Raw genomic sequence first — 20,809 nt, 5'->3', positions numbered from 1 at the left:
TGCGTGTCTGGCGACGGAAAACCGAGCGTAGGCGTCTCATCCAGCACGGTGTCCGTGCGCTTCGGCCCAGCACACCGCCGAGGGCAGGCCACGTCACCCGCCCCCGTCAGTGTCGTGCCACCAGTCGATGGCGACATTGGCGAGACCGTCGTCCCGCTGGCCACGGCGACCTCCTCGCGGCGACGGCGGATCGTAGGGTCGATCCATCTTTTCGCCGCGGGCGCCAGCAACCACAACACGGGCTGGGGACTAGCCAGTCGGCCTATGCGAACAGTCAACGTGAAGAATACGGCGAACAACGGGCCATGTACCTCCGCGCTCGGCCTAGCCAACGGCGGCTCACCCAACGAGTAGGCGCTCCGCAGCGGGCGGGGATGCCAGCGCAAAGCGCCAGTAGGCGATACGCGCAAACCCGTTGCTCGCTTCTTCGTGATTCGTGGATCGAAATGGCTGTGCACGCGGAAAATCAATCGAGGCGAACGGCCCATGCCCTACGAAGGCTCTGTCCGTCGTGAGCTACCGAAAGGTCTCGGCACGGAGTGAAGCGAATGAATCATGACACCCAAGCCGACCGCGACCACGGTTTCCGCGGCGTGCCGAGCCCCCAGCACGTACCGCACAGCGTTCGCGGCGCCGGGACCGACGAGGTGGGCCGCCCGTGACCGCACTCGCTGTGCAGCGAGCCAGCCCTCAGTTTTGACTGCTTCCATGCGGCGGCGGCAACCACAAAGGGGGAACATGCCTAATGGAAGGAAATCGTCCATGCCTAGTGCCGCTGATTTGCGCGCAGTCCTCCTTCACGCGACGCCCTACTGCGGGGGCCGGCAACAGCGGGTGGTGCGGCACGAGACTGTCCGGCTCGTCCACCAGCGTCGAGGACTTGAGGCGTTCTTCTTCCAGCGGCAGGGGCAGGCAGCAGCAGCCGAGCTGGCCGACGGTGCCGAGCGGTTGTTCGCGCGGCGGGTCGTCCGGGGCGTGACGATTCATCCGTTGGCGAAAACGTTCTTAACAGCTCCGGTAAGACCCGCCGGCCCCGCTGGTGCCATCACGGAGGACCGGTCATGACCACGTCTTACTACCTGGGCGTCGACGGTGGCGGTTCGAAGACGGCCTTCGTCATACTCGATGGCGCCGGCCGAACGATGGCCGAAGCGCTCGGGCCAAGCTGCTACTACTTCGCCTCCGGGATCGAGCTGGTCGAGCGCGTGCTCGGCGACGGCATCGCGAAGGTGACCGCCGCCGCCGGTATCGTCCCAGCCGACCTCGACCACGCGTTCTTCGGCCTGCCCGCATACGGTGAGGTCAGCGCCGACGTTCCGCTGTTGTCCACTATCGTGCGCGGTCTTCTCGAACACGACCGCTTCGCCTGCGACAACGATGTCGTCGGCGCCTGGGCCGGGGCGCTTGGCGGGCATGACGGCATCAGCGTCGTCGCCGGCACCGGTTCGATCGCCTACGGCGAGCGGCTCGGCCGCGCGCATCGAGCCGGCGGCTGGGGCGAGCTGTTCGGCGACGAAGGCTCGGCGTACTGGGTCGCCGTCCAGGGCCTCAACGCTTTCGGCCGGATGAGCGACGGACGTCTGCCGCGCGGTCCGCTGTACATGCTCCTTCTCGAGCACATCGGCATTGATCGCGACCTCGAACTGGTGGGTGTGGTTCACGAACGCTGGGGTGGGCGCCGCGCCCAGATCGCGGCCCTGTCGAAGGTCGTAGTTGAGGCGGCCACCGCCGGCGACAGCGAAGCCGTCGCGATCCTACATAGGGCGGGGCAGGAACTAGTCAGGCTCGTCGAAGCTTGCCATGCCCGACTTGGTTACGAGGAAGGCGAGCGCATCTCGGTCTCCTACTCGGGCGGTATGTTCAACGCGCCGGCCTTCCGCTCCTCGTTCGCGCAAGCCCTCCAGGCCGCAGGCCCGGGATATCGGCTCTGCACACCGTTGCACAGTCCCGTAGTGGGATCGGCGCTCTACGCCATGAAGCTCCACGGTGTCCCTCTCGCGGCGCCGACTCCGGGTTCTGCTTCTCCCGAAGGAGAACCACGTGTCCAGCACACGGACCCCAACGGCCGCAGAACCGGCAAGAGGGCACCGCTTGAACCGTGAGATCGGTCCGTTCAAAGCCGTGACCATCAACATGAGCCAGATGGGTGGGATCGGGCCTTGCCACGATCCCACCCATAGCCGTGGCGTTCGGCGGCCCTCAGACGACCGTTCGGCTGGATTGCCGGCACGATCCTTGCGGGCTTCTCGTTGGCCGGCACCTGCCGCACACCAGGAGGCGTCATCACGGGGGTCTTCGAGCGCGTGGCCGCCGAGTGGGATGAGTGAACTACCCACGACGACACCTATGTCGCCGACAGCGAACGTGTGGTGTCGCTTGCCCGCTACACAACGCACAACAAGGACATTGGCAAGGACATGGTCGCACGCGTCGCGCACTCATTCATTGTGCGCGGTGGACCCATCGTACGAATGGAGCAGATCGTCGACTCCAGCCACGTACGTGCCGCGACGCGTTGACACGACCGCCAGGGCTTTGATTCGAAGGATGGACTGATGGTGCGGTACACGGTCTGTGGGCTGAGCAACCGGGCGCTGGCGATGTTCGTGCTTCCCATGCTGAACGATCCGGAGCGGGAGCTCGGGCTGCCAGTCGCGATCGTGGATCCGGACGCGGCGCGGGTGGAGGAGTTCGCGCGGCGGTTCGCCCATGGCGAGAAGATCCAGCACTACCTGCCGGAGCAGTTCGAGACGATGGTGGCGGAGGTGGGTCCAGACACGATCATCGTGACGTCGCCGGATCACACGCACTCCGGGTACATCCTCGCGGCGCTGGCGCACGATATCGACGTCATCACCGAGAAACCGATGGTCTCGACCGCGGAAGACGCTCGCCGGGTGCTCGCCGCGGAAGCGGCCAGCCGGGCGTCGGTGCGGGTCGCGCACAACCTGCGATACTCGCCGCGGCATCAGCAGATCAAGCGGCTGCTTCAAGGCGGGGCGGTCGGGCGGGTCACGCATGTGAACCTGGCTTGGCAGGTCGATGTGCGGCACGGGGCTTCGTACTTTTATCGGTGGAACCGGATGCGGGCACTGTCCGGCGGGCTGTCGGTGCACAAGAGCTGTCACCACCTCGATCTGGTGAACTGGTGGCTGGACGAACGGCCGGTTGAGGTGTTCGGCTACGGCGCGCTGAATCACTACGGGTCAGGCGGGGATCTGGTGCTGCCAGCGGATGCGCTTGCGCCGACTTCGGGTTCGGCTTTGAATTCGACTTCGGTCACGGCGCGGGTCGACCATCATGGGCTGCCGTATTACGTACAGTACGAGCCCGATTCGGAGCTCACCATCCACGACGCCGAGATCGACATCGAGGACACGTACTCGGCGGTGGTGCGGTATCGGGGCGGGCAGAGTCTGGCGTACTCAGTGGACTTCGCCAGCCCTTGGGAGGGCTACCGCCTGATCATCAGTGGGACCGGCGGGCAGTTGGCGGCTGACTTCTGCCTTCAGTCCGACGACAGCGTTCCGGACACGGTGGTGGTTCGCGATTTTGAGAACCCTGCGACGGTGTACGAGTTCGCGCGCGTGACCGGTGCTCATGACGGTGCGGACGAGCCGGCGCGGCGTGACCTTCTGCTCGGCGCAAGTGAGGCGTCACGTGAGCTCGGGCTGACGGCTGACAGTTCGGACGGTGCCTATGCGGTCGCGGTCGGGGAGGCGTTGTGGCGTTCGGTGCGCGAGAAGCGTGCGGTGGACGTCGAGAAGCTGCTTTCAGGAGCGTGATGCGGCGCCCTGACCGCGTCACCAGGCCGACGACGTCCTGTCCCACCCAGTCGCCACCGGGCACCCGGCACCCGCTCGACACGATCGCCGCCGCTTATCGTGAGCCCGAATCCGGAGACGACCGTGGCCTCCGAAGGGCACTGTCTCCAATTCGGGCGTCCCGTCGAACGGGGCTCCCGGCCGTTCAGCGGCGGACGGACTGCCTCGTGAGATGAAGGTCCCCAACGAACGGCGACGGCGGTCTCTTGACAGACCCCGTCGCCGATCGACCCGGTATGGCGGTGAGCTGTCGGCCACGCGATACGCCTGGCCGGCAACCCACCGATGTGCCCCGCGGTTCTGGGAACTTCGTAGCGAACCCCTCAGCCGACCCCGGCCGCCAGCGGCGCCGACCGCAGTGGTTCGGGCAGCGCCTCGCCGTGGGCGACGACCATCGCGTCGCACAGCTGCCAGATCTGCTCCACGGTGAGCGACGCGGCGGTGGCGGGGTCGGACATCGCGGCGTGCCGGATATGCCGCGGGTCGCCTTCCACGGCAGCGGCCACGACCAGCTCGACGACGCTGAGGAAGTGCCGGTTGAGGGCGGCCAGCTGCGCAGGCAGCGCACCGACGTGCCGCGGGTGCACGCCCAGGCGATCGACGCCGGCCGGGACCTCCACCGCCGCGCCGGCTGGCAGGTTGGTGATCAGGCCGGTGTTGGCGGTGGTGACCTGGATGGTGCGCGGGGTGTCGGTAGCCAGGCTGTGGATCACCTGCGGGGCGTACTCGGCCGCGTCCTCCCAGTCGGTGTCCGGCATACGGCCGGCGGCCAGGCTCGCGCGCAGCTCGTCGTAGACGGCCAGGTTCTCGGCACTGCTGCGCAGTTTGCTACCGACCGGGATTCGCAGCCTGCTGATCTCGCTGTCCCGCCCGAGATACCAGGGCACGTACTCCGAGGAGTGTTCGCTGGTCTCGGTGGGGAAAAAGCCCAGCCGCCGGTACATGTCCACCCGCACTCGGCGAGCCTGCTCCGGGTAGGAGGCGATGACGGCGTCCAGCGCCGGGTACAGGTCACGGCCCGCGTGCTGCCAACGCAGGATCCAGGCCTGGTGGTTAACCCCGGCGGACAGGTAGTCCACCTCGGCGAACGGCACGTCGATCAGGTCGCATAGCCCGCGCACAGTCCAGTAGACCGAGTGGCACAGCCCGGCGACCTTCAGCTGCGGGGCGATGGCGGTCAGGTACTGGATGTTCATGGCCATCGGGTTGGTGTAGTTCAGCAGCCAGGCCTCGGGACACACCTGTTGCATGTCGGCGGCCAGGTCCCGCAGGACCGGGAACGTGCGCAGCGCCCGGAAGATGCCGCCGATGCCGAGGGTGTCACCGATGGTCTGGCGCACACCGGCGGCTGCGGGGATCTCGAAGTCGGTGACGATGGCCGAATGCCCGCCCACGGCGATCATGTTCACCACGACGTCGGCGCCGACCAGAGCGGCGCGCCGGTCGGCGGTCGCCGACAGGACCGGCCTGGCACCGGCCGCCTTGGCGATGCCGGCAGCCAGGGCCGCGGCGACCTGCAGTCGTTCGAGGTCGATGTCGTAGAGCACGATCTCGACGTCGGACAGCTCGGGAAAAGACAGAATGTCGTGCAGCAACTGCCGGGTAAACACCACGGAGCCTGCACCGACAAAGACGATACGCATCAGATACTTGTCTTTCAGTAGTGGGTGTCGGGAACGGGGAACGAGCGCAGGATCACCGAGCTGGTCAGATGCCGCGGGACATCGGGATCCAGGCTGCGGACGGCGGCCAGGGCCAGAGCCAGGCGCTGGGCGTAGATCAGCGACACCAGCGGGTCCAGGTCCTGGGCGATCCACAGCCCACCAGTGGCCCGCACCTGCTCGGCCAGCCCTTCGGGAGCGGCTCCGAGCATCCACACCACTGACTGCTCGTCGGTGATGGCGATCGGGCCGTGCCGGTAATCCATCGCCGGATACGACTCGGACCAGGCCAGCGCGGCCTCGCGCATCTTCAGCGCGGCCTCGTTGGCCAGACCGATGGTCCAGCCCGTGCCGAGGAACGTGAATTGGGAGCGGTTGACAGCCCCGGCCGGGAGCGGCGCGGCCACAGCGTACCCGCCCTGCGCGATCACCGGGTCGAGATCGTCGCCCAGGTGCGCGCGTAGCAGCGCCAGCGTCGTAGTGGCGAACCGGGTCTGCACCACCGAGCGCTCGTGGGCGAAGTCCAGCACGATCGCGGTGTCGGCGAGCGCTGCGGCCGGAGCCTCGCCGACACCGGTGATGACGGTGGTCGGCGCATTCACGGCGCTGAGCAGGTCCAGAACCTCAGTGGTGGTGCCCGAGCGGGTCAGGGCCAGAACCCGGTCGTAGTCGCGGCCGGCCGGCATTTCCGAGGCGGCGAACGCGTCGGTGTGCCCCAGTCCGCGCGCCTCGCGCAGGCCCGCGTACGCCTGGGCCATGAACCAGGAGGTCCCGCAGCCGACGACGGCCACGCGCGCACCGGGCTCCGGCAGGCCGTGGGCCGCGGCGGCTAGCGAGGCAGCCCGCCGCCAGCAGTTTGGCTGGTCGGCCAGCTCAGCTTCGACATGAGAGGACATGAGACTCCGTTCGGTGAAGGTCCGTCGGGGGACGCGCGGCGGCGTTCAGCCTTTGATGCCGGACATGCTCATCGTCTGGACGAACTGCCGCTGCGCGATGAGGAATCCGAGGATCAGCGGCGCCGTGGCCACGACGTTGCAGGCCATCAGCTCCTGCCAGTCGATGTGGTGTGCGCCCTGGAAGTTGATCAGCCCGAGCTGGATGGTGAACTTCGACGGGTCGTTGATCGCGATCAGCGGCCAGAGCAGGTCGTTCCAGGAGTTGAGCAGCGTGAACACGGCCAGCGTGGCCAGCGCCGGCCGGGCCAGCGGCAGCACGATGCGGAAGAACACGCCGAAGGTGGTCAGGCCGTCGATCCGGCCGGCCTCCTCCAGGTCCTTGGGCAGCGACAGGAAGAACTGCCGCATCAGGAACACGCCGAAGGCCGAGGTCAGGAACGGTACGAAGGCCGCGCCGAGGGTGTTGATGAGGCCCAGGTCTGAGAACATGAAGTAGGTGGGGATCATGAGCATCTGGGTGGGGATCATGATCGTGGCCACCAGCGTCACGAAGGCGACCGTCCGGCCGCGGAAGGACAGCCGCGCGTAGGCGTAGCCTCCGAGGGAGCACAGGATCAGGTGGCTGACGATCGCGGTGCCGGAGACGATCACCGAGTTCAGCATCCACCGGGCAACCGGCGCGTCGCGGAACAGCCGCACGTAGCCGCCGATGTGCAGCGCGGACGGGATGAACCTCGGGGGGAACCGATTGATGTCCGCGTTCGAGGTGAACGAGGCCAGCACCATCTGCACCAGCGGGAGCAGGAACAGCAGGGACAGCGGCATCAGGAGCAGGTGCCAGCGGCTGGCTCTGCTGATTGTGTGGCTCAGGCGGCTCATCAGAAGGCCTCGATCTTGCTGCGCCGGGCGTAGGCGAACAGCCCCAAACTGATGATCAGGGTGGCGCCGAACAACACGTATGCCGCTGCGGAGCCGTATCCGTAGCGCGACAGGTTGAACGCCTGGTTGTAGATGAAGAACACGATGGTCTGGCTGGCTCCCAGCGGCCCGCCGTGGGTGGTGGTCAGAACCAGCTCGAAGATCTGCAGGACCGAGATGGTGTTCCAGACGCCGACGAACACCGTGACCGGCGCCAGGCTCGGCAGGATCACGTGCCGGAACTGCTGCCAGCGGTTGGCGCCGTCCATCCGGGCGGCCTCCAGGCATTCAGTCGGGATGTCCTGCAGCGCGGCCAGATAGACGATGACGGAGAACGCCAGGTTGATCCACAGGTAGATCAGCGCTATGACCCATATGGCCTCATGGCGGTCGGCGAGGAACCCCTGCCGCGGCAGGTGCAGCACCCGGAGCACGTTGTTGGCCAGGCCGAACTGCTGGTCGAACACGAAGTTCGCGAGGATGCCGGTGGCGGCGGCCGAGACGACCAGGGGCATGAACAGTGCGGTCCGGTAGAAGGCGATGAAACGGATCTTCCGGTTCAGCGCGATCGCCAGGAACATGCCGAGGGCGAGGACGACTGGGACGTACAGGACCGTGAACAGCACGGTGTGGTTCACGGCGGACTTGAAGTCCGGGTCATGCAGCATCTGCCGGTAGTTGTCCCAGCCGATCTGGCGGGCCGGGGTCAGGCCGTTCCAGTGCTCCCGCGAGATCAGGAATGCCCAGGCGGCCGGGAACAGGGTCAGGCCGACGATGATCAGCGTGGCCGGAGCGGCGAAGGACCAGCCGGTCAGATTGGCCACAACGCGGCGACGCCGCGCGGTCCACTTGCGCCCGTCCGCGCCGGGCCGGCTGAGCGGGACTCGCCCGTCGTGGTGGTCGTGTGCCTGGCGTGGTCCCGGTCGGGGCGGACTTTCCCGACCTGCCCGGCGCCAGGTGACAGCCTCGGCTTTGTCGTGGTCGGAGATGAGGATCCCGTGCTTCATATCGGCGACCTCAATCGGCCTGGGCGAGCGCGACATCGGCGGCCTTGGCTGCGTCCTGCAAGGCCGACTTCGGGTCGCCCTGCCCCTGCAGCACCTTGGCGATCGCCTGTCCGACGGCTTGCGACAGGCCGACGTAGCCGGGCACCGTCGGCCGTGCGGTCGTGGCGTTCTTCAGGTTGTCGAACAGCGTCTGCGCGCCGGGGTACTGCTTGACATAGGCGGCGAACTCCGCGCTGTCCGACTCGCTGCTGCGCAACGGCAGGTTCCCTGTGGCCAGGTTGAACTTCGGGTCGGTCTGCTCCGAGGTCAGCCACTGGGCGAACTGGTAGGACCAGTAGGCGCGGTCGGTGTCGTGGTGGTCGTAGAGCGTCCAGATGTCCGGGCCGGAGATGGTCTGGTGGCTGGTGCCGTCGAAGGACGGCAGGTAGGTGACGCCGTAGTCCAGCCCCGCGCTCACGTTGTCCGACAGCTGCCACGGCCCGGTCATGACCATGCCGATCAGGCCGGACTTGAACAGGTCGAGGTACTTCTGGTTGTCCTGCGACAGGTACACCGACTTGTCGGTGACCGCCATCTGCTGTAGGAACGTCAGGGCGGCGACACCGGCGTCGGAGTCGAACGCGGACTTCTTGTTGTCGGCCGTCAGGACGCTGCCACCTTTTTGCCAGAGCAGCGGCCAGAAGTGCCAAGTAGTGTCCTCGCTACCGGTCACCGAATACGCTGTGCCGTAGACGTTCTTGGCCGGGTCATTCAGCTTCTTCGCCGCGGCCCGGAAGTCGTCCCAGGTCCAGTTGTTCGTCGGCTCGGCGAGGCCCGCGGCCTTGAACAGCTTCTTGTTGTACATCAGCCCGATGTTGTCCACGACTGCGGGGAAGCCGATCACGTGGCCGTTGGGCGTCGCGGTCTGCCGGGCCGCCGGCGGGAACTCATCCCACTTCACGGCCGGGTCCTTGACCTTGTCGGTGATGTCCAGGGTGCGGCCGGACAGCTGCATCTGGGTGGCCCAGCTGCCGTAGTTGTAGGAGATGTCCGGGTAGGTGCCGCTGGTGAACGCGGCGGTGAGCTTGGGCAGCAGCTGGTCGGTGGTCGGGGCGCCGGGAGAGATGTCGATGGTGACGTTCGGGTGTGCGGTGTGGAACTGCTGGGCCAGGCCTTCCAACAGCTTCTCGGGATTGATGTCCTGCCCGCTCCACACGGTGATGGTGACGGGCTTCGCCGGATCCAGGCTCGCCTGCTTTGAGGAGGTCGACGAGCATGCGGCGGTCAGCGATAGCGCGGCGACGGTGACGGCAACTGCGGCCGTGCGAAGCATGCGTGTCGTTCTTGGATCCACGGGATGACCTCCCAGAGAGATGAATAGGGGAAGCTCGAATTGGGGGCCATTCAAGAACTCGGCGCGCCGAACAAGCAAGATCCACGCAAGTTTCGCTCACTTCCGAGTGCACGTTTGCGCGCGTTGCCCGGGCGCGGGCCGGCATTGGCAGCGCGGGTGGCATCAGGTGATCTCGTACAGGAAACGCGACGTCAGAGGCACGCGCGTCCGGTTTTACCGGCATCGCCGCAAGCCCGGGCAAAGCGGCCACGACGGCGATGGGCCTGCGAGGCAGGGCGCGGTGGAGCCCTCACCATGAGCCTCGTCCGTGCACGGTCGATCATCGCCCCGCCACAGTCCGCAGGCGGATTCGCAGGCAATTTGTGTCTCTCGCTACCAGTCAGTAGGCAAGAACCCGCTGAGGCGTAGGGCCGGCCCGGGCCGCTTCCGGTAGTCGACCTATGGCGGCACCGTGGATGTCGCCACCGTCGCACGCGAACTCGGCGTCTGCGTGGCGACCATCCGCCTCGACCTGACGCAGCTGAACGACCAGGATCTGCTGGTCCGTACCCGCGGTGGGGCGGCGGGGCGGTGGGCCGAGACGTGGCCTACGAGCTGCCGGTCCGCTACCATCAGCGCCGCCAGCGGCCTGTCCGCCCACGACGAGTTCGAGGCGCACACGAACGCCGTGATCATCGCCGCGCGCGCCCGGGGCGTGGCGGTGGCCGACGGCTCGAAGATCGGGCGCGCCCATCTGGGCCCATGCCGTGGACCTGGACGCGATCGGCGAACTGGCCACCGACACCAGCGCTGGCCCCTCCGATCCGCAGGCCATCGCAGCCCAGGGCGTCGCGGTGCGAATCTCCGAGCCGTAACGGCGCTGAACGGGCAGAAATGATGTTGCCGCTGGTGTGGTTGCCGCAGTCTGGATCAGGAGCTCGGGCAAACCCTTCGTGGTTGATGTTGATGTTCCGCAGCATGTTCCCGGTAACGAAGTTCGCGAACGACCGCTACCGAGCACAGGCCTGATGCCGAACGCGGCGAAGGGATGACCGGCCCGGACCAGGTACGCTCGGACTCCCCGAGACGGCAGAAGGCAGGTGCAGATGACCCGGCGACGGTCCGGACCACCCAGCCCCAGCCCGACTACGGCGTCCCTGAAGAGCATCGCCGACGAGGTCGGCGTCTCGATCTCCACCGTCTCTCGGGCCTTCACCCGCCCCGAACTGATCGGCGAGCAGACCCGCAACCAGATTCTCTCGGTCGCGACGCGCGTCGGCTATCAGCCGAACCGCTCGGCACGTGGACTGGCAACCGGACGGACCGCGGTGCTCAGCCTCCTGGTCCCCGACATCGCGAACCCATTCTTCCCGCCGCTCGTCCGAGCAGCCGAGAACCGCGCCTACAGCCAGGGCTATGCCGTGCTGCTCGCCCACACGGACGAGCACGCCGAGCGTGAGCGCCGATTAATGCGGGAAATGCTCAGCCGCGTGGACGGCCTGGTACTTTGCTCGCCGCGCTCGGCAGCCGGGCCGATCAAGGAAATCGCCAGGCAGCGGCCGGTGGTGCTGGTCAACCGCGCAATCCCGGGCATGACGTCGGTGGCGTGCAGTGTCGATGTGGGTGTCTCGGCGCTGATGGACCACCTACACGAGCTCGGCCACCGCGGCCTGGTGTATCTGTCCGGTCCCGCCTCGTCCTGGTCGGACAAGGATAAGCGCAGCTGTGTGCGTCGCCATGCCAAGCGTCTGGGCATGACCGTCGATGTGCTCGGGCCTTTTCAGCCTTCGTTCGACGGCGGCTTGACCGCCGCCGGTGCGGTGGCGGAACGCAGGTCGACGGCGGTGCTCGCCTACGACGACGTCATGGCGTTGGGGACCATTCGCGGGCTGACCGAGCTGGGATTGGACGTGCCGGGATCGGTGAGCGTCGCAGGCTGCGACGACGTGATGTTCGCCGGGATGACCATGCCGGCGTTGACGACGATCGCCATGCCCAACGAGCTCGCGGGCCGGACCGCCGTGGATCTGCTGCTCGATCAGCTGGCGAGCCCTGGACGGACTCCGCAGGAGGTATCGCTGTCGAGTTCGTTCGTCGCCCGCGGTTCGAGCGGGCCGGTTCGCCGGACGGCCTGACCGGCGACTGACTCGGTCCCCCCGGCTTCAGTTGATCAGACCCGGGGTCGACCGGCGCGCAGACTCAGTGCCTTCAGCCTGACTCTCCCGCTGAAGGCACTGTCTCCAAGGGGTTGACATCCGTCTCCACGCCCCTGACTATTTAGGTCAATGCAAGCGCTTGCAGAGATGATCTGGTGTTCTCGCCGTTCACCTCCGGGCCCGCCGCCGCAGACGAGGTGCCCATTTCGAAGAATCGTGGGGGCCCGACCTCGGCGGGGGGGCGGTCGGGCCTGTCGAAGGGCTGAGCGCGATCGCCGCAGTCCTGCCGTCGCCGAACCGACAAAGCCCATTAAAACGACCCGAGTGATCCAAGCTCCAAGACCGCTCCGCAGGTCACACAAGGCCAAATCAGCTGTGCAAGCGCTTGCTCAAAATCCATCAGGAGGAATCTGTGTCCGTGCCCGACTCAACGTTCGTCGTCGGCGATCTCAGCGTGGAAGTACATCCGTCCGAGGCGGCCGTCGGACAGGCCACGAGCGCCTTCGCCGCGCAGACGATCATCGCGGCCGTGCGGGAGCGGGGTGAAGCCCGCGTCATTCTGGCCACCGGCAACTCGCAACTGGCCTTCATCCACGCACTGGCCGGACAGAGCGTGCCGTGGGAGGCCGTCACCGTCTTCCACATGGACGAGTACATCGGCATCGACGCCGAGCACCCGGCTGCGTTCAGGCGCTGGATCCGTGAAAAAGTCGCCGACACGATGCATCCGCGCGCCGTGGAGTACATCCAGCCCGACCTGGATGACCCCGCCGCTGAGTGCGAGCGCTACGAGGCCCTGCTGCGCGCCGCGCCGATCGACCTGACCTGCATGGGCGTCGGCGAGAACGGGCACCTGGCGTTCAACGAGCCGGGGACAGCCGACTTCGACGACCCGCGCTGGGCTGGCATCATCTCCCTGACCGCCGAATCGCAGCGGCAGCAGGTCGACGAGGGCCACTTCCCCGACCTGGACACGGTGCCGCGCGCCGCGATCTCGCTGACCGTCCCGGCTTTGCTGGCAGCACGGACCGTGCAGGTCGTCGTCCCCGAGGCCCGCAAGGCCGAGGCGATCGCCCGGACGCTGACCGGGCCGATCAACAACGACTGTCCGGCGTCCATCCTGCGCCGCCAACCCCACGCACGCCTGTTCCTGGACCGCGAGTCGGCGTCCCTGACGGACTGGTCGCAAGCCGGAGTTCGCGCCGATGTCTCCTGACACCCTGCTGCGTATCTCGCGGCGCCCCGAACCCAGGGCACTGCGGCTACACGACGACGACCCGGTGGCCGTCGCGCTCACGCCGCTGGTCTGCGGCGAGAGCTTCGACGTCGGCGACGTCCGCCACGCGGCGCGCGACGACATCCCACGCGGTCACAAGGTCGCGCTGCGTGCGGTGGCGGCCGGTGAGCTGGTGCGCAAGTACGGCGAGGTCATCGGCGTGGCCACCGCGGACATCGCCGACGGTGCGCACGTCCACACCCACAATCTCGGCTTCCACGAGGCCGGTTCGGGCTCTGTGCGGGCCCGGCAACCGCGCCCGGTCGCCGAAAGCGGCGGCCCGGCGCCGACCTTCGAGGGCATCTTGCGCGCCGACGGCCGGGTCGCCACGCGGAACTTCATCGGCGTGCTGAGCACGGTCAACTGCTCCGCCAGCATCGCCAAGCTGATCGCCGCGCAGGCCGAGGCCGCGCCGTCGGTAGCCGAACGCGCCGACATCGACGGGGTTGTCGCCATCACGCACGCCGGCGGCTGCGGCCTGGCCGCCGACGGCGAGGGGATCAGGCTGCTGCGGCGCACGCTGCTGGGCTACGCACGGCACCCGAACATCGCCGCCGTCCTGATCATCGGGCTGGGCTGTGAGGTGAACGAGATCGGCCCGCTGGTCGGATCGGCCGAGCTCGGCGCGACGCCGGTGCGGACGATGACGATCCAGGACTCCGGGGGCTCGGCGGCCTCCGTGCGCGCGGGCGTCGCGGCAGTGGTCGAGCTGGTCGCCGGTCTGCCGCCGACGCCGCGCACACCGATACCGGCCTCGGCGTTGACGCTGGCGCTGAAGTGCGGCGGCTCCGACGGCTACTCCGGCCTGACCGCGAATCCGGCGTTGGGGGTGGCGGCCGATCTGCTGATCGCGCAGGGCGGCGCGGCGGTGTTGGGCGAGACGCCCGAGATCTACGGCGCCCAGCACCTGCTCGCCGCCCGGGCCACCGACCCGGAGGTCGCCGAGCGGCTGCTGAGGCGGGTCGACTGGTGGCAGGAGCACGTGGCGCGCGACGGCACGACGCTCGACCAGAATCCATCCCCCGGCAACCGGCGCGGCGGTATCACGACGATCGCCGAGAAGTCCCTCGGCGCGGTCGCCAAGTCCGGCTCGTCGCCGCTGCAGGCCGTAGTGGACTTCGCCGAGCCGGTCAGCGGCCCGGGTTTGACCTTCATGGACACCCCGGGCTACGACCCGGTGTCGGTGACCGGCATGATCGCCGGCGGCGCGACCGTCGTCTGTTTCACCACCGGCCGCGGGTCCGTTTTCGGCTCGCGTCCGGCGCCGTGTCTGAAGCTGGCGACGAACAGCGAGATGTACGCGCGGATGTCCGACGACATGGACCTGGACTGCGGCGGGATCGCTGCCGGGAAGGCCACGGTCGAGGAGGTCGGTCGGCAGATCTTCGAACTGGTGCTGTGCACCGCGTCCGGGCAGCGGACGCGCAGCGAGGCGCTCGGGTTCGGGCAGGAGGAGTTCGTACCGTGGCAGCGGGGAGTCGTGCTCTGATCAGGGTGGCGTCGATTCGGAGGATTGACTGATGGTGGGCGAGTGGGACCTCGGGCAGCCGGTCGCGATCGTCGATTCGGAAGTCGGCGCTGGTGGAGCAGTTCGCGCGGCGGTTGGGCCGCCGGGAGAAGATCGGGCCATGCGGCGCAGTTCGGTCAGCGAGACAGCATCTGCGGCTGGTGCCGGAAGGCGTATGCGACCAATGGCAGCAACTAGTGTGCCCGCGAACCCATGAGCCGGCCCCGGATCGTTCACCTAGGGCTCGGAAACTTCCACCGGGCCCACCAGGCCGTGTACACCGCCGAGGCGGCACCAGACTGGACGATCACCGGCGTCGCCAACCGCAACCGGACCATCGTGGACGCCCTCCAGGCGCAGGCGCACCGGTACACCGTGCTCACCCTCGACGACTCCGGTGTGCGGGCGCAGTCGATCGAGTGCATCACCGAGACGTTGGTGGCAGCCGAGCAGTCGGACGCCGTCGTGGCCCGCATCGCCGATCCGGACACGCACGTGATCACCCTCACGGTGACCGAAGCCGGCTACGCGATGCGGCCGGGCACGGCCGACCTCGATCTGGACGCGGTCCGCGCCGATCTGGCCGATGCGCGTCATCCCCGTCGTCCGCGCACCATCATCGGGCTGCTGGCCGACGGCCTGGCCTGCCGCGCCGATCGCGGTGGCGCGCCGATCGCGGTGGTCAGCTGCGACAACGTCACCGCGAACGGCCCGACCCTGCGCCGTCTGCTCGGCCAGTTCGCCGAGGCCGCCGGCCGGGTCGAACTTGCCGCCTACCTCGCCGCTGCCGTCGATCTGCCCTCGACGATGGTCGACCGGATCGTGCCGGCGACGAGCGCCGAGCACATCGCACTGGCCCGCGCCGCCGGGTACCCCGACGCCGTCCCGGTGGCGGCCGAGCCGTTCCGGCAGTGGGTGATCTCGCCGCATTTCCGGGCGGGGCGGCCAGGGTGGGAGCGGGCTGGCGCGGTATTCTCCGAGGACGTCGCCGGGTACGAGACGGTGAAGGTCAGGCTGCTCAACGGCAGCCACAGCCTCATCGCTTATCTGGGGCTGCTCTCCGGGCACCACCTTATGGCGACGGCTTTCGCCAACGAGTCGGTGCAGCGAGCTGTGGACGCCCTCATCGCCGAGTACCTACCAACGCTTGATGTACCCGCAGGGCTGGACATCGATCGGTATGTCCGGAACCTAAGGCACCGGTTCGCCAATCGGGCGTTGGCGCACCGCACCGCGCAGGTCGGCACTGACGGCTCTTTGAAACTGGGGCAGCGGGTGGTACCGGCGGCGCTGTGGCACGTGCGGGGTGGGGAGGTCCCATCGGCGCTGGCGTTGGTGGTAGCGGCGTTTCTGTGCTGTTTCGGTTGGCCCGGGGCAGGGGATTGGCCCACGGATCCGGCCGCCGAGCGGATTCGGGAGCTGGCCTTGCGCCAGCCCGAACCGTTGGCGTTCGCGCAGACAGTCCTCTGCGACGAGGCGTTGCTGGGCTTTGAGATCGCCGCGTACCCCGACTTCGCGCAGCGTGTCGGCGAACACCTGGCGGTGCTTAGCAAGACCGGGGTCGCGGCTGCGGTCGCCGACCTGGAGTCATGATGAACACCATCACCTCAGCTAGTCCGACGCACGGGTGGCTGGCTCGCAGTCCCCGACCAACGTCGGGGGTAAAGTACGAGCTTGACCTCAGCGACCCGATCGACGCAGCCGACGCCTACCGCTGGGTCAAGGTAAAGCTCTCCGGCGATGCGGCGCCGGACGCCGCGCAAGTGCGGGATGTCGGGCGGCTCGGCACGCGGATCAGTCAGGATCCGAACGACGGCTACAGGTCTGCGGCCGAGCTGGCCAATCTTCCCGACGCGGTGGACGCGGACTACATCGAGCAGCCAGCGCCGAGCGACGCTCCCGGCCCGGGATCAGGCGCGATACCGGCGCTGATTGATGAGGGGCTGCCCGATCCGGGACGTCTCGACGAGTTTACCGGCCGGGACGGCGTGGTCGTGAAGACGTGCCGCGGCCAGACGTCGGCGCTGCTGACGTACAGCTTGGCTCGGCATCGCGCCGACTTCGGTGTAGCCGCTCCCGGCCGCCTTCCTCGGCGCCGGCCCCACTACCTTTGGGACGACCGTCGTTCGGGCGTAGCTATCTGCCGCGCGCGGGCACGGCTGGACGTCTTCTCGGAGAACCGTGATGAGCGCTGAACCATCCCCGACGTCATCCACACACCGGCCCCAACGGGTCGCAGCAATCTTGGATCTGCTGGCACTGGGCGGCACGGTCACTGTGTCTGACACTGCTCGCTCTATGGGCGTCTCGGTGGCCACGATCCGCAGGGACTTGACGCTGCTGGACGAGCAGAACCTGCTGACTCGCGTCCGTGGCGGCGCGGTCGGCCGCGACGTGGACTACGAGCTGCCAGTGCGCTACCGCGACAACCAGGGCCGTGCGGCCAAGCAGGCCATCGCCCGCATGGCGCTGCGCTGCATGAGCCCGGGCCGGCACGTGGTGGCCATCAACGGCGGCACCACCACTTCGGAGGTGGCGCGGCTGCTGGCCACCCGCACCGAGCTAACGGTCGTCACCAACGCACTGAACATCGCCAGCATCCTGGTCAACCGGCCCAAAGTGAAGCTGGTGGTCACCGGCGGGGTGGCCCGCTCCAACTCCTATGAGCTGGTCGGGCCGTGGGCTGAGGGTACGGTCGGCCGGGTCAACGTCGACACCGCGTTCATCGGCATCGACGGAATCAGCACCGGCGCCGGGCTGTCAACGCACGACGAAGTGGAGGCGCATATCAATGCCATAATGATCGGCCGAGCCAAGCGGGTGGTAGTGGTCGCCGACGGCTCCAAGATCGGACGCAGCCACCTGGCCCACGTCGCCGACCTGGAGTGCGTCGACGAGCTCGTCACTGATGTCAGCGCCGATCCCGAGGAACTGGCCGCGATCGCCGCGCACGGCGTGAGCGTGAAGATCGCTGAGCCGATACGGCGGTGACCGGGGGCCGACCGGGATCGGCCCCCGGTCCGCAGCTAGTGGTAAGCCCGCTGTGCACGTCCAGGCCGGTGGCGGCGCGGTGGTGTCGAACCCGGTGGAAACGGCGGCCAGCCGAACTGGGCGGCGGCGGTGCCGCCAGCCAGGACAACGGCGGCCGCAGCCAGGGCGAACAAGGTGCCAACAGAATCAAGCTTAGCTGGCACGCCTTTGCCGGCGATCGGGCCGATCGAGGCGTGTTCGGTCAGGACGGCCTGGCAGGGCTTGCCGTTGTAGGCCGAGTTCAGATGGACCGTGGCGTTCTCCGGCAGGCCGCCGACCTGCTCGCGGGCAGCGCGCAGGGTCGGATCGAGTAGCTTGGAGTCGTGGCGGTTCGCGCCAGGGGGCGAACTCTGGCCGTTCGGGCAACAGTGGTGCGAACTGGATCCAGAGCCGCTCCAGCAGAGATGATGGGACGACAAGCACGGTTCCTCCGGCGGTTACGAAGCCTAGAGAACTCCGAGATCACCGGGATCCCAGCCCGCCTGTCAACACCCTCAATCACTTCCAGCGTGTCGGAACTGCCCGCTCGTCCTGGACGGTGTTGCCGCTCGTGATGCTCGCCGAAGGGACGGCGATCGTTCGGCTGTGGCGCTCGGATCGCGGCAGATCCGGACAACGGCAGTCGACGCTATCTACGACGTGGGCGGATGCTTTTAGGGAATGCTTCAGTCGACAAGGTCACGTCCATCGACCCGATGTCACGGATACCGGGCGGCTATGACCCGAACTTCGTCCATTGCCCTTCGGAGACCACCTCGACGGAGCCGTCGACGACCTTGATGGCCGTCTGTTCGTCGATGGCGTAGGCCGGGGCGGCGATGTCGGCGGCCCACCGTTCCGCGTCAGCCGGGGTGTTCGTGGGGAAGGCGTTCAGGTGCGGGAAGATCGAGAAGTCGACGACTCCCAGCGTGCGGTCGTCCGGCGCGGAGGGCCACTCGACGAAGTACGATCCGATTCGGGGCGTCATCACCATGCTACCGGCACTCACCCCCACCCAGACCGTGTCGGGCAGTGACGGCAGCAGATCGGCCAGTCCGGACTCCCGCATCCAGTGGCACAGGTACGTTGCGTCGCCACCGTCGACCAGAAGCACATCGGCCTCCCGGACCCAGGGGACCCATCGCTGCGCGCCGATAGTGGGCAGTGCGGTCAGCTCCAGGACACCCAGCGACGCCCAGCCTAGGCCGGAGAAGTGCCGGAAGTCGGGCTCGGCGGCTATCAGGCCTCGCACCGATGCCGGCCCGCACATCGGGTGACCCCACTGCGCGGTCGGGACAACCAGTGCGTGGGACTCGGCGATCGGCTTGCCGAGTAGCTGCACGAGCGTCGAGTGGATGCTGGGGTTTGTGACGCCGCCTGAGGTGAGCAGGAGCTTCAAGGTCCCTCCAAATTCCTACGTGCCCGATGTGATCGCCTCAAGCCGCACTGATGACGTCATCCCGTGACCCTACCGACGGCCACCGACAGCAACAGGGTGAACATTTCCTGCCGCAGCACCAGACCCGATCACCACACCAGCGCCGGTCCTATTACGTGAGGCCGACCCTGAGGGAATGCCATGAGCGCCGGCACAGCGCGGAGCGAGCCACCCACATCTACTGGCGGTCGCTCTTAGTCTTCACAGCACGCACAGCCTCGTTGCCGATGGCCCAGCCGGTCAACAACTCGCTCACCGCTGGTGAGCGGTGGTCTCGGATTCGCTCACGGCGTCTGCGCGTTTGCGGCGCGGTCCTCGACGGCGCCTTCGCACCGCTGATAGACATCGCGGCGGGCGCGACCGGGATGGCCGCTCCCGGTGATCGTCCACGCCAACATCGCCTTGGAGTAATCGTGAACTACCTCGCCGCCGATGATCGCTACGCCTCCATGGCCTACCGCCGGACAGGTCGCAGTGGCCTGCGACTCCCGGCAGTATCCCTGGGGCTGTGGCACAACTTCGGCGACGGCCGGGCTCCGGAGCTGAACAGGGCGATCCTGCGTAAAGCTTTCGATCTCGGCGTCACCCACTTCGACCTGGCCAACAACTACGGTCCGCCGTACGGCGGCGCCGAGACCAACTTCGGCCGCGCGCTGGCCGCCGACTTCAAGCCGTACCGCGACGAGTTGGTCATCTCCACGAAGGCCGGCTGGGACATGTGGCCCGGTCCCTACGGCGATCTGGGCTCGCGCAAATACATGCTGGCCAGCCTCGACCAGTCACTGGGCCGCATGGGCCTGGACTACGTCGACATCTTCTACAGCCACCGCCCCGATCCCGACACGCCGCTGGAGGAGACGATGGGCGCGCTGGACACGGCGGTGCGTTCCGGCAGGGCCCTGTATGCGGGCATCTCGTCCTACGACCCCGAGCAAACCCGAGAGGCGGCCCGGATCCTGAAGGAGATGGGCACTCCTCTGCTCATCCACCAGCCCAACTACAGCATGTTCGACCGCTGGATCGAGAACGGCCTGCTGGACACCCTGGGCGAACTCGGCATCGGCTGCATCTGCTTCTCGCCGCTGGAACAGGGCGTCCTCACCGATCGCTACCTGAACGGGATCCCCGAGGGCTCGCGGGCCAGTATCGGCCACTTCCTCAAGGCCGAACTCCTCAACAAGACAGTGATGACCCACGTCAGGGCCCTCAACGACATCGCCGCGAACCGCGGACAGTCCCTGGCACAACTCGCGCTCGCCTGGACGCTGCGCGACCGGCGCATGACCTCGACGCTCATCGGCGCCAGCAGCGTCGAGCAGTTGCAGGCCAACGTCGCCGCGCTGGACAACCTGGCGTTCACCGACGAGGAACTGGCTGCGATCGAAGTGCACGCGGTGGACGGCGGCCTCCTCAAGTGGACAGGCGGCGAGAGCCACTGAGCTCGGCGGATCCTGACAGGTGCGGCTGGCCGTCCCCCGCTTGGACCGGCTACTCGCCGGTTTGCCGCTGAGCGTCGTAGCCTTCGACGAACAGCAATCGGCGGCGCAAGGCCTTGCTCGCCAGGGCGCGAGCCGGGGCGTATTCCGCAGAGTCGTACCAAGCCCTGAGCGTGGCCATGTCGGCGAACTCGATGACGACAAGCCTCCGGTTGCCCGACCACTCCCCCTCCGCGGCGGTCGGCGACGCGGCCAGAACGAGATAGCGGCCGCCGAAGTGACCAACAGCCGCGCGCGCCAGCCGGATGTATTCCTTCGCCGCGTCCGGGTCGATGGTTTCAACCTCTGTGATGCTGTATGCGGGCATGG

At 67.7% G+C, this 20,809-nt stretch carries 17 protein-coding genes and 1 pseudogene; 10 read left to right on the top strand and 8 right to left on the bottom strand.

Going from position 1 to position 20,809, the window contains the following annotated elements; translation table 11 throughout:
* The first annotated feature begins 1,061 nt into the window (after nucleotides 1-1,061).
* The gene (locus tag ABH935_RS45665; protein ID WP_370384263.1) at nucleotides 1,062-2,102 is read left to right on the top strand and encodes an N-acetylglucosamine kinase; all 1,041 of its coding nucleotides are present in this window, start codon (nucleotides 1,062-1,064) and stop codon (nucleotides 2,100-2,102) included.
* A 453-nt stretch (nucleotides 2,103-2,555) separates the two neighbouring features.
* Nucleotides 2,556-3,785 (top strand): Gfo/Idh/MocA family protein, encoded by a 1,230-nt coding sequence (locus ABH935_RS45660; RefSeq protein WP_370384262.1) that lies wholly within the window; start codon nucleotides 2,556-2,558, stop codon nucleotides 3,783-3,785.
* 362 nt (nucleotides 3,786-4,147) lie between these two features.
* Here ABH935_RS45660 and melA read toward each other — a convergent pair whose 3' ends face one another.
* The 5 genes from melA to ABH935_RS45635 form a co-directional block, all read right to left on the bottom strand.
* Nucleotides 4,148-5,467 (bottom strand): alpha-galactosidase, encoded by a 1,320-nt coding sequence (melA, locus tag ABH935_RS45655; RefSeq protein WP_370384261.1) that lies wholly within the window; start codon nucleotides 5,465-5,467, stop codon nucleotides 4,148-4,150.
* 14 nt (nucleotides 5,468-5,481) lie between these two features.
* Entirely contained in the window at nucleotides 5,482-6,381 is a 900-nt protein-coding gene (locus tag ABH935_RS45650) for an SIS domain-containing protein (protein ID WP_370384260.1), read from the bottom strand.
* Between the two features lie 45 nt (nucleotides 6,382-6,426).
* Nucleotides 6,427-7,260: a carbohydrate ABC transporter permease gene (locus tag ABH935_RS45645; protein WP_370384259.1), complete on the bottom strand. Its 834-nt coding sequence runs from the start codon at nucleotides 7,258-7,260 to the stop codon at nucleotides 6,427-6,429.
* The gene (locus tag ABH935_RS45640) at nucleotides 7,260-8,123 is read right to left on the bottom strand and encodes a carbohydrate ABC transporter permease (RefSeq protein WP_370384258.1); all 864 of its coding nucleotides are present in this window, start codon (nucleotides 8,121-8,123) and stop codon (nucleotides 7,260-7,262) included. The genes ABH935_RS45645 and ABH935_RS45640 overlap by 1 nt, the downstream gene beginning before the upstream one ends.
* A gap of 193 nt (nucleotides 8,124-8,316) precedes the next feature.
* Nucleotides 8,317-9,618: an ABC transporter substrate-binding protein gene (locus ABH935_RS45635; RefSeq protein ID WP_370384257.1), complete on the bottom strand. Its 1,302-nt coding sequence runs from the start codon at nucleotides 9,616-9,618 to the stop codon at nucleotides 8,317-8,319.
* A 472-nt stretch (nucleotides 9,619-10,090) separates the two neighbouring features.
* On the opposite strand from ABH935_RS45635, the gene ABH935_RS45630 reads away from it, so the two are divergent.
* The 7 genes from ABH935_RS45630 to ABH935_RS45600 all read left to right on the top strand — a co-directional run bounded on the left by ABH935_RS45630 (nucleotide 10,091) and on the right by ABH935_RS45600 (nucleotide 17,548).
* The gene (locus ABH935_RS45630; RefSeq protein ID WP_370384256.1) at nucleotides 10,091-10,516 is read left to right on the top strand and encodes a DeoR family transcriptional regulator; all 426 of its coding nucleotides are present in this window, start codon (nucleotides 10,091-10,093) and stop codon (nucleotides 10,514-10,516) included.
* A 208-nt stretch (nucleotides 10,517-10,724) separates the two neighbouring features.
* Entirely contained in the window at nucleotides 10,725-11,753 is a 1,029-nt protein-coding gene (locus ABH935_RS45625) for a LacI family DNA-binding transcriptional regulator (RefSeq protein WP_370384282.1), read from the top strand.
* Nucleotides 11,754-12,192: 439 nt separating this feature from the next.
* Complete coding sequence (locus ABH935_RS45620) at nucleotides 12,193-12,990, top strand: glucosamine-6-phosphate deaminase (protein ID WP_370384255.1); 798 nt, start codon at nucleotides 12,193-12,195, stop codon at nucleotides 12,988-12,990.
* A complete protein-coding gene (locus tag ABH935_RS45615) occupies nucleotides 12,980-14,539 on the top strand; it encodes a UxaA family hydrolase (protein ID WP_370384254.1) in 1,560 nt (519 codons plus the stop codon). The genes ABH935_RS45620 and ABH935_RS45615 overlap by 11 nt, the downstream gene beginning before the upstream one ends.
* 231 nt (nucleotides 14,540-14,770) lie before the next feature.
* Nucleotides 14,771-16,150: a mannitol dehydrogenase family protein gene (locus ABH935_RS45610; protein ID WP_370384253.1), complete on the top strand. Its 1,380-nt coding sequence runs from the start codon at nucleotides 14,771-14,773 to the stop codon at nucleotides 16,148-16,150.
* Nucleotides 16,147-16,752 (top strand): hypothetical protein, encoded by a 606-nt coding sequence (locus ABH935_RS45605; protein WP_370384252.1) that lies wholly within the window; start codon nucleotides 16,147-16,149, stop codon nucleotides 16,750-16,752. The genes ABH935_RS45610 and ABH935_RS45605 overlap by 4 nt, the downstream gene beginning before the upstream one ends.
* Nucleotides 16,742-17,548 (top strand): DeoR/GlpR family DNA-binding transcription regulator, encoded by an 807-nt coding sequence (locus ABH935_RS45600; protein WP_370384251.1) that lies wholly within the window; start codon nucleotides 16,742-16,744, stop codon nucleotides 17,546-17,548. Before ABH935_RS45605 ends, ABH935_RS45600 begins: the two co-directional genes overlap by 11 nt.
* Nucleotides 17,549-17,736: 188 nt before the next feature.
* Here the strand turns inward: ABH935_RS45600 and ABH935_RS45595 are convergent.
* A pseudogene (locus tag ABH935_RS45595) lies at nucleotides 17,737-17,925 on the bottom strand (IS5/IS1182 family transposase); the annotation flags it as partial.
* A 377-nt stretch (nucleotides 17,926-18,302) separates the two neighbouring features.
* The gene (locus tag ABH935_RS45590; protein WP_370384250.1) at nucleotides 18,303-18,965 is read right to left on the bottom strand and encodes a Type 1 glutamine amidotransferase-like domain-containing protein; all 663 of its coding nucleotides are present in this window, start codon (nucleotides 18,963-18,965) and stop codon (nucleotides 18,303-18,305) included.
* A gap of 452 nt (nucleotides 18,966-19,417) precedes the next feature.
* On the opposite strand from ABH935_RS45590, the gene mgrA reads away from it, so the two are divergent.
* Nucleotides 19,418-20,443, top strand: coding sequence for an L-glyceraldehyde 3-phosphate reductase (mgrA, locus tag ABH935_RS45585; protein WP_370384249.1), 1,026 nt, complete (start codon nucleotides 19,418-19,420; stop codon nucleotides 20,441-20,443).
* Between the two features lie 49 nt (nucleotides 20,444-20,492).
* Here mgrA and ABH935_RS45580 read toward each other — a convergent pair whose 3' ends face one another.
* A complete protein-coding gene (locus ABH935_RS45580; RefSeq protein ID WP_370384248.1) occupies nucleotides 20,493-20,807 on the bottom strand; it encodes a DUF1330 domain-containing protein in 315 nt (104 codons plus the stop codon).
* Between the last annotated feature and the right edge of the window lie 2 nt (nucleotides 20,808-20,809).

The sequence above is a fragment of the Catenulispora sp. GAS73 genome (assembly GCF_041262085.1).
Taxonomy (GTDB): Bacteria; Actinomycetota; Actinomycetes; order Streptomycetales; family Catenulisporaceae; genus Catenulispora.
This window is presented reverse-complemented; position numbering and strand designations above follow the sequence as displayed.

Excerpts from the sequence above, each read along its gene's own strand:
- ABH935_RS45665 (WP_370384263.1), top strand. The coding sequence starts at position 1,062 with ATGACCACGTCTTACTACCTGGGCGTCGACGGTGGCGGTTCGAAGACG.
- ABH935_RS45660 (WP_370384262.1), top strand. The coding sequence starts at position 2,556 with ATGGTGCGGTACACGGTCTGTGGGCTGAGCAACCGGGCGCTGGCGATG.
- melA (WP_370384261.1), bottom strand. The coding sequence starts at position 5,467 with ATGCGTATCGTCTTTGTCGGTGCAGGCTCCGTGGTGTTTACCCGGCAG.
- ABH935_RS45650 (WP_370384260.1), bottom strand. The coding sequence starts at position 6,381 with ATGTCCTCTCATGTCGAAGCTGAGCTGGCCGACCAGCCAAACTGCTGG.
- ABH935_RS45645 (WP_370384259.1), bottom strand. The coding sequence starts at position 7,260 with ATGAGCCGCCTGAGCCACACAATCAGCAGAGCCAGCCGCTGGCACCTG.
- ABH935_RS45635 (WP_370384257.1), bottom strand. The coding sequence starts at position 9,618 with ATGCTTCGCACGGCCGCAGTTGCCGTCACCGTCGCCGCGCTATCGCTG.
- ABH935_RS45625 (WP_370384282.1), top strand. The coding sequence starts at position 10,725 with ATGACCCGGCGACGGTCCGGACCACCCAGCCCCAGCCCGACTACGGCG.
- ABH935_RS45615 (WP_370384254.1), top strand. The coding sequence starts at position 12,980 with ATGTCTCCTGACACCCTGCTGCGTATCTCGCGGCGCCCCGAACCCAGG.
- ABH935_RS45610 (WP_370384253.1), top strand. The coding sequence starts at position 14,771 with ATGAGCCGGCCCCGGATCGTTCACCTAGGGCTCGGAAACTTCCACCGG.
- ABH935_RS45605 (WP_370384252.1), top strand. The coding sequence starts at position 16,147 with ATGATGAACACCATCACCTCAGCTAGTCCGACGCACGGGTGGCTGGCT.
- ABH935_RS45600 (WP_370384251.1), top strand. The coding sequence starts at position 16,742 with ATGAGCGCTGAACCATCCCCGACGTCATCCACACACCGGCCCCAACGG.
- ABH935_RS45580 (WP_370384248.1), bottom strand. The coding sequence starts at position 20,807 with ATGCCCGCATACAGCATCACAGAGGTTGAAACCATCGACCCGGACGCG.